This is a genomic window from Bradyrhizobium sp. S69, from assembly GCF_009766005.1.
Taxonomy (GTDB): Bacteria; Pseudomonadota; Alphaproteobacteria; order Rhizobiales; family Xanthobacteraceae; genus Bradyrhizobium.
The window spans coordinates 19,096-28,911 of the sequence record NZ_LMUK01000020.1; the positions used below are offsets into that span (position 1 = coordinate 19,096).

Annotated in this window: 8 protein-coding genes and 5 pseudogenes; all 13 read right to left on the reverse strand. The window is 62.1% G+C overall.

From position 1 onward, the window contains the following. Positions 1-28: 28 nt before the first annotated feature. Positions 29-232 (reverse strand): annotated as a pseudogene (locus GSQ88_RS06725) (IS66 family transposase); the annotation flags it as partial. Positions 233-360: 128 nt separating this feature from the next. Then, on the reverse strand, positions 361-1,170 hold the full coding sequence (gene istB, locus GSQ88_RS06730; protein WP_159006607.1) for an IS21-like element helper ATPase IstB: 810 nt from the start codon (positions 1,168-1,170) through the stop codon (positions 361-363). After that, positions 1,167-2,674: pseudogene (istA, locus tag GSQ88_RS06735) on the reverse strand (IS21 family transposase). The gene istB and the pseudogene istA overlap by 4 nt, the downstream one beginning before the upstream one ends. Positions 2,675-2,915: 241 nt before the next feature. Continuing rightward, positions 2,916-4,439 carry an IS66 family transposase gene (gene tnpC / locus GSQ88_RS06740; RefSeq protein WP_174247941.1) on the reverse strand — a complete coding sequence of 508 codons (1,524 nt, stop codon included), beginning with the start codon at positions 4,437-4,439 and terminating at the stop codon, positions 2,916-2,918. A gap of 76 nt (positions 4,440-4,515) precedes the next feature. Beyond that, complete coding sequence (tnpB, locus tag GSQ88_RS06745; RefSeq protein WP_159006609.1) at positions 4,516-4,872, reverse strand: IS66 family insertion sequence element accessory protein TnpB; 357 nt, start codon at positions 4,870-4,872, stop codon at positions 4,516-4,518. 99 nt (positions 4,873-4,971) lie between these two features. After that, a pseudogene (gene tnpA / locus GSQ88_RS36155) lies at positions 4,972-5,280 on the reverse strand (IS66-like element accessory protein TnpA); the annotation flags it as partial. A 105-nt stretch (positions 5,281-5,385) separates the two neighbouring features. Then, positions 5,386-5,811 (reverse strand): annotated as a pseudogene (locus GSQ88_RS06755) (IS66 family transposase); the annotation flags it as partial. A 52-nt stretch (positions 5,812-5,863) separates the two neighbouring features. After that, on the reverse strand, positions 5,864-6,208 hold the full coding sequence (tnpB, locus tag GSQ88_RS06760; RefSeq protein WP_210253764.1) for an IS66 family insertion sequence element accessory protein TnpB: 345 nt from the start codon (positions 6,206-6,208) through the stop codon (positions 5,864-5,866). Beyond that, positions 6,205-6,660 (reverse strand): annotated as a pseudogene (gene tnpA, locus GSQ88_RS06765) (IS66-like element accessory protein TnpA); the annotation flags it as partial. The gene tnpB (GSQ88_RS06760) and the pseudogene tnpA (GSQ88_RS06765), both read right to left, overlap by 4 nt. Positions 6,661-6,676: 16 nt before the next feature. Further along, the gene (locus GSQ88_RS06770) at positions 6,677-7,261 is read right to left on the reverse strand and encodes a UPF0149 family protein (protein ID WP_159006611.1); all 585 of its coding nucleotides are present in this window, start codon (positions 7,259-7,261) and stop codon (positions 6,677-6,679) included. A 44-nt stretch (positions 7,262-7,305) separates the two neighbouring features. Next, positions 7,306-8,877 carry an IS66 family transposase gene (tnpC, locus tag GSQ88_RS06775; protein ID WP_159006612.1) on the reverse strand — a complete coding sequence of 524 codons (1,572 nt, stop codon included), beginning with the start codon at positions 8,875-8,877 and terminating at the stop codon, positions 7,306-7,308. Between the two features lie 52 nt (positions 8,878-8,929). Further along, on the reverse strand, positions 8,930-9,262 hold the full coding sequence (gene tnpB, locus GSQ88_RS06780; protein WP_246735100.1) for an IS66 family insertion sequence element accessory protein TnpB: 333 nt from the start codon (positions 9,260-9,262) through the stop codon (positions 8,930-8,932). Positions 9,263-9,279: 17 nt separating this feature from the next. Next, a partial coding sequence (gene tnpA / locus GSQ88_RS06785) for an IS66-like element accessory protein TnpA (protein WP_349628206.1) occupies positions 9,280-9,816 on the reverse strand: 537 nt, incomplete at its 5' end.

The window sequence follows — 9,816 nt, forward strand, 5'->3', positions numbered from 1 at the left end:
CGGTCCGGATCAAGGTGACCCTCAAGGCCTGCGGGTGGATTTGGCCGCGGCCCGGCTGATAATCCAGAAGAACGATGGGCTCGTGACTGCCCTTGCCGCTGCGATAAGCCCACATATACGATGTGCTGGTGGCCTTTTTGTCCTTCTCCTTGAGGACCTGAACCGTCGTCTCGTCGCCATGGATGAGAGGCTGCGATCTGAGCCGCAGCTTCAGGGCGTCTGAGATGCGGGAGTGTAGCGCGACAATCTGGATGGGAACACAGCGACAATCAGGTGGCCATTTCGGCGGTCGCGGCAGGAGGATGATTGTCGCGGCCCAACGATAACGCAAGAGATATTTTGATTGTCGCGGAGCGACAATCAGGATGAGCCTCTGATTGTCGCGCGCGTTGGCGGTCGTCCTGCTCCACGGGCCTTTTCGACAGCCTCTTTCCGGCGATAGCTGTCGACATTCATTTCGAGGATCGTGGCGTGATGGACGAGGCGGTCGATTGCCGCAAGCGTCATGGCTTGATGCGGGAAGATCTTGCCCCATTCACCGAACGGTTGATTAGCGGTGATGAGCATCGATCGCCGCTCGTAGCGGGCGCTGATCAGCTCGAACAGCACGCTGGTCTCGGCTTGATCCTTGGTGACATAGGCGAGATCGTCGAGGATGAGCAGATGATATTTGTCGAGTTTTGCGATCGCTGCTTCGAGCACGAGATCGCGGCGCGCGATCTGGAGTTTTTGCACGAGATCAGTGGTTCTGGTGAAGAATACGCGCCATCCCTTTTCGATCAGGGCCATGCCGAGTGCCGCCGCTAAATGCGATTTACCGCCGCCAGGCGGGCCAAAACACAAGAGATTGGCGCCCTTTTCGAGCCAGGCGTCGCCAGCGGCGAGCGCCTGCACCTGCGCCTTTGAGACCATCGGCACGGCATCGAAGTCGAACGCATCGAGGGTCTTTCCTGGCGGCAGGCGGGCTTCTTCCAGGTGACGTTCGAAGCGGCGCCGGCTTCGCTCCACCATTTCCTGTTCGGCCAGCGCGGCCAGGAAGCGTGCGGCGGGCCAGCCTTCCTTGTCGGCGGTCTCCGCCAAGGCGGCCTTGATCAGCTTGATACCGGGCAAGCGCAGCTCGCTGAGCAGCAGCTCGACACGGGCGGCGTCGATCTTGACGGTCGCGTTCATGCGGCTTCTCCCACGGTCGCGGCGATCTGGTCGTAGATGGCCAGAGAGGGCAGCGTGACGACGACGATCGGCAGTGCCATGCTCTTCGGGCGGAAGCGTTCGATCAGCGCCTTGAGATCCGGCAGGATGCCATCGTCGAGAGCGGCTTGCAGCGCCACGGCGAGTTCGGCCTCGCAGGTGCGTTCGTGTGCGAGCGCCAGAAGGCCAACCATGGCGCGGCAGGCGGATCTCTCGCCGAGTCCCGCGAGCAAGGCGTCGAACGCCAGGGCGTAGGCGCGGCGGGGGAAGAGCTGGGCGCGATAGACCAGATTGAGCAGCGCCATCGGCTTGCGGCGCAGGGAATGGATGACATGGCGATAGTCGATGACATGGCCATGTTTGCCGTTTGGCAGCGCTCGCCCGCGCCGCAAGGTGACGATTTGCGTGGCGCCCTGGAAGCATTCGAGCCGGTCGTCATAAAGACGCACGCGCAACCGATGACCTATCAGGCGGGATGGGACCGAGTAAAACACCTTGCGCAGCGTGAAGGCGCTGGATGTCGTGACGTCGACGTTGACCTCCTCATAGTCGGCGGTCTTGCGGACCGGCAGTTTCTTCAGCGCCATCCGCTCCTGATCGATGCGCTTGGCATTGCGCGCGTTGCCGCGGCCAACGATCTCATCAACAAAACCCCGCCAGGCCGCAAGATCGTCAAAGTCGCGCGAGGCGCGCAGCAGCAGGGCATCTGCGAGCGCTCTTTGAGATGGCCATGTGCGCTTTCGATCGAACCATTCTCGTGCGGCACACCTGGATTGTTGCGGGTCGGCGTCATGCCGTAATGGCCGCAGAACGCCTCGTAGCGTGTCGTCAAATCCTCTTTGGCCTCGGCGCCGATATTGCGGAACGCGGCCGAGAGGCTGTCGCTTCGGTGCTGCTCGGGAACCCCGCCCAGCGACCACAGGGCGTTCTGCAACCCTTCCGCCGGTGCGACAAAACTTTCGCCGCCGAGCACGACATGGGCGTGCTCGAAGCCGGAGAACGGCAAACGGAAGTGATAGAGCCGGCAGTCCAGCAACTGGCCGGCGATGGTAACGCCGAGATCGGCGACCTCGGTGAAGTCCGACAAGCCCATGCGGCCCAGCGGATGCTCCTGGCGGAAGATCACCTCCCGATCCGGGCCGTTCACTGCCCGCCATGCCCGAATGCGCCGCTCAAGCGTCCGCCGCGTCCCGGAACCCAGTTCCGGGTGCCGGCAGCATAGTTCCTCGAACACGGAGATCGGCCGTAAGCCAGGGGCGGCCTTCAGCATGGGGAGGACGTCGTTCTCCCAGACATCGGCGAATGGATCAGCCCGGCGACGTTCGCGGGGCGACTTCTTCTGGGTGGGAAGCCGGGGATCCTTTTCGAACCGGTAGGCGGCGGAGGTGCTGAAACCGGCCTTTGCCCCGGCGACAGCCGGAGAATGGGTACGACGCAAGCTCATGAAAAGCCTTATTTGTTGATCGGTGACATGCCGGCCGGCCAAAGAATTGGTCCTCTCGAAGGAGAAGCCGATCCCTTACCAGCCGCCGTTACCGCCAAATGAGGCCCCTTCTGGCGTCGACGCCGCTGCCGGGGTAACTCCGGTCGGGCTACGCCCTCCCTTCGTCACCCCGGTTGCGTCGGCATCGGCGCGGTCACGACAGGGGCGTTAATCCCGGTGCGATCGCAATGGCGGCACGCATATTTGAAGCGTACGTTCTGTAAAACCTTCGTAAGCGATGTTCTCAGGCCACGGCTCTGAGGTCTTGCTTTCGGTAGGGCCACGGCAATAGCGCGTCGATATCGCGATTGGGATGGCCGTTGACGATCCTGGCGAGAACATCGGTGAGATAGCTGAGCGGATCGATGTCGTTGAGTTTACAGGTCTCGATCAGCGTAGCGATGGTGGCCCAGTGGTCGGCGCCGCCATCAGAGCCAGCGAACAAAGCATTTTTCCGGTTAAGCGTGATCGGGCGGATGGAACGCTCGACGGTGTTGTTGTCGAGCTCAATGCGGCCATCGTCGAGGAAGCGAGTTAGGCCCTCCCAGCGCGACAGGGCGTAGTTGATCGCCTCGGCGAGTTTGCCCTTTTGGCTGATCAGCCCGAGTTTTGCGCGTAGCCATTGCTCCAATGCGTCGATCAGCGGGCGGTTTCTCTGCTGCCGAACGATCCGACGCTCATCGGCGCTGCGGCCACGGATGTCCTTTTCGATCGCATACAGTGCAGCAATGCGCTGAAGCGCTTCGCTGGCAATCGGCGCCGGACCGGGAGTCGCGAGCTTATAGAAGTTACGCCGCACATGGACCCAGCAGAACGCGAGCTGCACGTCGCCGCGCTCGGCCAGCCTGCGGTAGCCGGCATAGCCATCCACCTGCAAGACGCCCTTGAAGCCGTTGAGATGGGTAATCGGCCGCTCGGCTTTGCGGTCTGAGGCGTAGACATAGGCAACGCCTGGCGGATCGGATCCGCCCCATGGTCGGTCGTCGGCGGCATAGGCCCACAACTGCCCGGTCTTGGTGCGACCGCGGCCGGGATCCAGCACCGGCAACGTCGTCTCGTCGGCAAACAGCTTCGGCCGCTGCTTGAGCTTGTCCAGCAGGCGTTGGTGCAGCGGACGCAGATGCCAGGCGGCATGTCCCACCCAGTCCGCCAGTGTGGAGCGGTCGAGATTGACGCTCTGCCGGGCGTAGATTTGCGCCTGGCGGTACAGCGGCAGATGGTCAGCATATTTGGAGACCAGCACCTGCGCGATGGTGGCTTCGGTCGGCAGCCCACCCTCGATCAGCCGCGCCGGCGCCGGGGCCTGCACAACGCCATCCTCACATGTGCGGCAAGCGTATTTTGGGCGGATCGTGACCAGCACCCGGAACTGCGCCGGCACGATATCCAGCCGTTCGCTCCTGTCTTCGCCGATCCGGTGCAACGCGCCCTGGCAGCAGAGGCAAGTCTTATCATCGAGGTCGATGGTGGTCTCAATCCGCGGCAGATGCGCCGGCGACGCGCCGCGGTTGGCACGCCGCTTCGCAGCTCCGGCCTGTCGCGCCGCCGGCGTCGCCTGCTCCGCACCAGCAGCATCACTCGCAGCTGTCTGCTCGACGTCTTCCAAACCCAGCAGCATCTGGTCTTCGGGCAACGTCTCCGCCCGGCGCCCAAACTGGTGGCGCTGCAGGTCCCTGATGATCTGACGCAGCCGCTCGTTCTGCACCCGCTCGGCGAGCAGCATCGCTTTCAGCATCATGGGATCGTCGGGCAACGCGTCGCTCGGCATGATCAAACCAGATCACATTCTCCGGCATTTTGCCACGATCCCAACGCGGCTGATTCACTTCGCCGCAGCAACAAGATCACCCCGGTTGCGCCGGCGTCACCGTCTCACGCGCTGCATGGACACGCCGCCAATCCAGCCCTTCAAGCAGCGCCGACAATTGCGCGGCCGACAAATGGATCACGCCGTTTTCGACCCTCGGCCAGCGGAAGATGCCATCCTCCAGTCGCTTTGCGAACAGGCACAGACCCGTGCCATCCCAGAACACCAGCTTGATCCGGTCCGCCCGTTTCGCGCGGAACACATAGACCGCACCCGAGAACGGATCCGCCGCCAGGCTCTCGCGCACCAGTGCCGCCAGTCCATCGGCGCCTTTGCGGAAGTCTACAGGCTTGGTCGCCACCATCACCCGCACCGCGCCGGTCGGGCCTATCATGCGCCGGCTTTCAACGCCCGCAACACCGCCGCGATTGTCAGCCGGCGCGCCAGCGCCGATGCGCACTGTCGCACCGTCGATCGTTCCGACGAGTGCTTCGTCCCGATGCTGTCGCCGCGCCCTGCGCTGCAGATGTCCCGAGGCACCGGGCGGTGCCGAATCTACCACCGCCGGCACGAACCGCACTTCGTTGTCCTTGGAAATGACCGCCTGAGCTTTCCTGACTTGCCGCCGCCAGCCAAACAATTGCTGCGGCGACAATCCGTGTCGCCGCGCCACGCCGGAAACCGAGTCGCCGCTGCTCTCGATCTCGGCGACCACCAGCGCCTTGTCCTCGTCGCTCCAGGTCCGCCGGCGTCCCGCACCGGTGAAAACCTCCAGCCGGCGTGCCGGCTTAAGTGATAGCATTATCCACTGTGTCCATTCTAAGCCTAACGGTCAAAGCACAAGCCGCAGACTCGCAGATCAGGACATCAGCCGGAAGGTGATCCCAGAACAGCGCTTACAAACCTTCGCCTTCACCTCGATATGAAGTTGCTCGGTGACAGCCTCGCCCATGCGATGCATCTTTCGGCAGCAAGGACACTCCTTCTGATCGTCGGGCAGGTCATACTCGACGCGCTCACGCGGCAGGTTCGCCGGCAGCGGCCTGCGGCCGCGCTTCTTTCCCGTTGTGTTTTCGACGGGGGGCAAGCCTGTGTCCGGAAGTTCAGCGATATTGTTCGTTTCACTGCCGGCGTCATCCTCATCGGCGGTCTGCTCAGCTTCATTGAAGAGACGATCGACGTGCTTTTCGCTGCGTGGCGCAAAACGATGCAGGCGTGCCAGCGCCAGTCTTCCTCGAGTTTGACGACGCGGTCGGCGAGTTGATGGTTCTCCGCCTGCAGCGCAGCAATGCGCCAACAGCACTTCCACACTCGGATCGCCGGTTCGATTCATCGGAATCTTGAATCTGAACCGTACCGACGCGTCAACCGCTCAACTCGAGAACTCAGCCGGCAACCTGATATTGCCGCACCGGATGGCGGACCATCGCATCGATATCGATGCCGTCAAGGATCCAGTGCAATTGCTCGGTCGTCAGCGTGACGACCGCCTCCTGGCGGCGTGGCCATCGGAACTTGTCCTCGGTCAGCCGCTTCAAGACCAGCACAAAGCCGGACCGGTCGAAGAACAGCAACTTCATCCGGTCGCAACGGCGATTGCAGAACGCAAAAACCGCCGGAGTGAATGGATCGAGCGCCATCGTCTCCTGGACCAGGACCGCAAGGCTGTTGATGCCAGCCCGGAAGTCGATCGGCTCAAGGTGCAGATAGACCATAGACCTGCAGGTCACCGCCCAGTCTGAACATGGCCCAGTGCTCCGATGATCGCCGTCAATGCATCCACATCGCCGCATTCCAGCGCGAGCTTCACGCCATTCGGCAGCGACACGCTCACTTTGGCCGGAGAACAAAAAGCCGGAGTCCCTTTGGGTTCCGAACCACACACTTCATCGCAAGTCGCCGGCAAATCCACCGTCGCCACGCTGTCTTGCCGCGACAGGGCTCGATCGGCGGACCCCTCAAGCTGAACCGGGATGAACGCCGGGCGTGAGGACGGCGGCAGCGACCTGGTGGCGGTGTGCTTCTTGATCCACTTCCGAAGGAGGTTCGCGTTGACCCCATGTTCGAGTGCAAGCCTCGATACCGAAACCCCAGGTTCAAGGCAGGCCGTGACAAGACGCTCTTTCGATGCCGCCTCGTAGCGCCGGCGACCGTTCCGGCCAACAGTAAGCGGTGCGAGCTTCCACGTCGGCCCGGGGCTATGGACGGGTCTTGAAGCGTGAAGGCATCCAGTACTGACGCATCTTTTCAACGACGGGCGGAATATCCTTGTAGGCCGTTCGCCGGAACTGTTCGGTTTCCGGTCCATTCCTGGGCGGTCCGAGCATCGGGCGCCCCTGGTCGTCGACGCAGTGGAACAGGATCGGCAACAACAGACCGTGGTTGATATCGGCAAGATTTCGGAGCGGCGCCCAGGCCGATAGTCTCAACTTCATAGCGGCATAGAAGCCCTCGCACCAAGGACCCGCATCGATGTCGCGGTTCGGTTTGCGTACGAAGATCGGTTCGAAGGTCTTTGGTGCGTTGGTAAGCGTCTCAACGATCGCATTATGGCGGACCGCCACGGCTGAAATCGCCGCGAACTCGGGCGTGCCGCCATGATTGAAGGCGTCGACCTCGATGCCTAGCAGAGGGCAGATCCACTCAGGCGGATCCATCGACACCGGTCCAGCTACAACCGCGGTCACGAAGCCGTCGAGCATAGACAAATTCGTGGCGGCGGCGCCAGTTCGGCTTTGTAGCCATAGGTCAAGCTTTTCCAGCGGCATGGCCACAGCCGTCATCGGCGGGTGCTTTATAGGAGAGGGCTTCGAATGCCGCTGCGTGCTCATGCGGCGGCCTGAGCAGGCATCGCGCGGGCGGCCTTCCAGTTCCAGACCAATAGCTCGTGCAACTGGTGGCTCTTGGTGCGACCCGAGACGATGCGTTCGAGGACGTCGCACAGATAGGTCTGCGGATCGACATCGTTGAGCTTTGCCGTGTTGAGAAGCGATGCCAGGATAGCCCAGCTCTCGGCGCCGCCTTCGCTGCCTGAGAACAATGAATTGCGTCTTCCAAGAGCAATCGGGCGCATCGAACGCTCCACCGTGTTCGAATCTACTTCCACTCGTCCGTCGCTCAAGAACAGCGTCAGCCCGTCCCAATGATGCAGGGCATATCGGATCGCTTCCGCCAGTGAGGATTGGGCCGAGATGCCATCGCGCACTTGGGTCATGCGCTCCTTCAGGTCCTGCAGCAGCCGCGCGGTCTCGTTCTGGCGAGCGGCAAGCCGGATCTCGGCGCTGGTCCCACGGACACGCGCCTCGATCGCGTAGATCGCAGCAATGCGCGTGATTACCTCATGGGCGAACGGCGACTTCGTCTCCTTGTACACGGTAACGAACTTGCGCCGTGCATGCGCGAGACAGAAGGCGAGCTGGATCGTGCCGGCCGGCCGTTTGTCGGCAGCCAGCGACTTGTAAACCTGATACCCGTCGACCTGCAAAGTGCCGGCAAAGTCGATCAACTGGGCCGCGATCTCGTTCTTGCCGCGACCTGGCGCGAACACGTAGGCCACGGCCGGTGGCGATGGCCCACCCCAGGGACGGTCATCGATCGCGTGAGCCCAAAACTGGCAGATTTTGGTGCGGCCTCGCCCGGGATCGAGCACCGGCATCGGCGTCTCGTCGCAAAAGACCAATGGCGCGGCGTGGATGGTTTGCAGTTGAAGATCGTAGAGCCCTTTCAACCACCATGCTGTCCGCCGCACCCAGCCAGCCAGTGTGGAGCGATCGAGGCGAATGCCGTGACCGGCCAGGATCTGCGATTGACGATACAAGGTCGAAAACCAGGCGAACTTCGACACCACCACATGGGTCACCAGGGCGGTTGATGCCATGCTGTTCTCGATCAGTCGCGGCAACGCTTTGGCCTGCACGACAGTGCCCTCGCAGCCCCGACAAGCATATTTGGGTCGGATCATGCGAAGGACCCGCAGAATGGCCGGGATCAGGTCGAGCACCTCGCTGACATCCTGGCCGATCCGGTGCAGGCTGCCCTGGCAGCACGGGCAGACCGTCGTCTCGGGTTCGATCAACTGCTCACAACGCGGCAGATGCTTCGGCAGCGCGCCGATATTGCGCCGCGCCTTGTTGCGGGATTTGTTGGCGAGGATCACCGGTTGGCTCGGCGCTTCGTCGTCGTTTGCAGCCGTTGGCGTCACGTCCGTCACGACATCCGCAAGATCGAGCGCAAACTGATCGGCGGCGACCACAGCGGCCTTCTCCGATCGCGAGCCGAACACCATATCCTTGAACGTTGCAACGATGGTCCGCAGACGCTCATTCTCGGCGTCGAGCGAAACCACCATCTCGGTCAGCCGAGCTGCGTCGCTGGGAAGATCTTCGAGACGAAGGACCATCCACAATGCATACTACACATTCGCTCGAATCGCCAGTAAAACCGGCCACTTCTTACAATACTCCAGTGGGTTGCTTCACGACATTTGGCGGTGCGCGGGTCCAATCCAATCCATCGATCAGCATCGCCATTTGGGTCGCCGACAAATGAACGGCGCCATCGCGGATCGGCGGCCAGATGAAACGACTTTCCTCGAGCCACTTCGTCATCAAAACCATGCCGGTCCCGTCCCATGCGAGAAGCTTGAGCCGGTCCATTCTTTTGGAACGAAAGATGAAGACGTCGCCGCAGTACGGGTTGGCATTCAACGCCTGGCTCACCAGCGCTGCGAGCGAGTTTATCCCCTTGCGAAACTCGACGGGTTGCGATGCAACGAGGATCTTCAACCCAGCTCGGACAACGATCACCGAGGGACACGCAATGCAGACAGAACCACCCGCAATGTCGCAGCATCGACGGCGCCAGACAGCACAAGATGCACATCTGCGATCCGAAGCTCAATGACGCCCGTTTGCGGCGACGAGATCGGTTCTGGCGATGGGTTCGCCGCGATCTCAACAATCGGCACGAATGCTGGCTGGGACCTTGCCCCAGCATCGGTCACTTCGCAGTGGTGGCCTGCTATCGTGGCGTTCACCTGCCGCCGCCACGTGAACAGCAGGCCGCGGTTGATCCCATGTTGTCGCGCCACCTCGGAGATATTGGCTCCCTCCGCGAAACTCTCGGCCAGGATCCGAGCCTTCTCCTCCGTCGACCAGCTCCGCCGGCGTTTGCGACCGCTGATCAGTTCGATTCGGCGGTAGCTCTCCCCATCATGCCTGTCTTGATGCCTATCATGAAGCAACGTATCCCTCCGCCAAAGGCCGTCTTGTTTGAGGGACGCGAGGGCTGCAGGTCCTAGGGGTAATCCTAGGAGAAGCGCTATGACGATTTCGCGGGC

Coding starts and splice junctions, on each gene's coding strand:
- GSQ88_RS06770 (WP_159006611.1), bottom strand. CDS start 7,261: ATGACGGCTGTGGCCATGCCGCTGGAAAAGCTTGACCTATGGCTACAA.
- istB (WP_159006607.1), bottom strand. CDS start 1,170: ATGAACGCGACCGTCAAGATCGACGCCGCCCGTGTCGAGCTGCTGCTC.
- tnpC (WP_159006612.1), bottom strand. CDS start 8,877: ATGGTCCTTCGTCTCGAAGATCTTCCCAGCGACGCAGCTCGGCTGACC.
- tnpB (WP_159006609.1), bottom strand. CDS start 4,872: ATGATAGGCCCGACCGGCGCGGTGCGGGTGATGGTGGCGACCAAGCCT.
- tnpC (WP_174247941.1), bottom strand. CDS start 4,439: ATGCCGAGCGACGCGTTGCCCGACGATCCCATGATGCTGAAAGCGATG.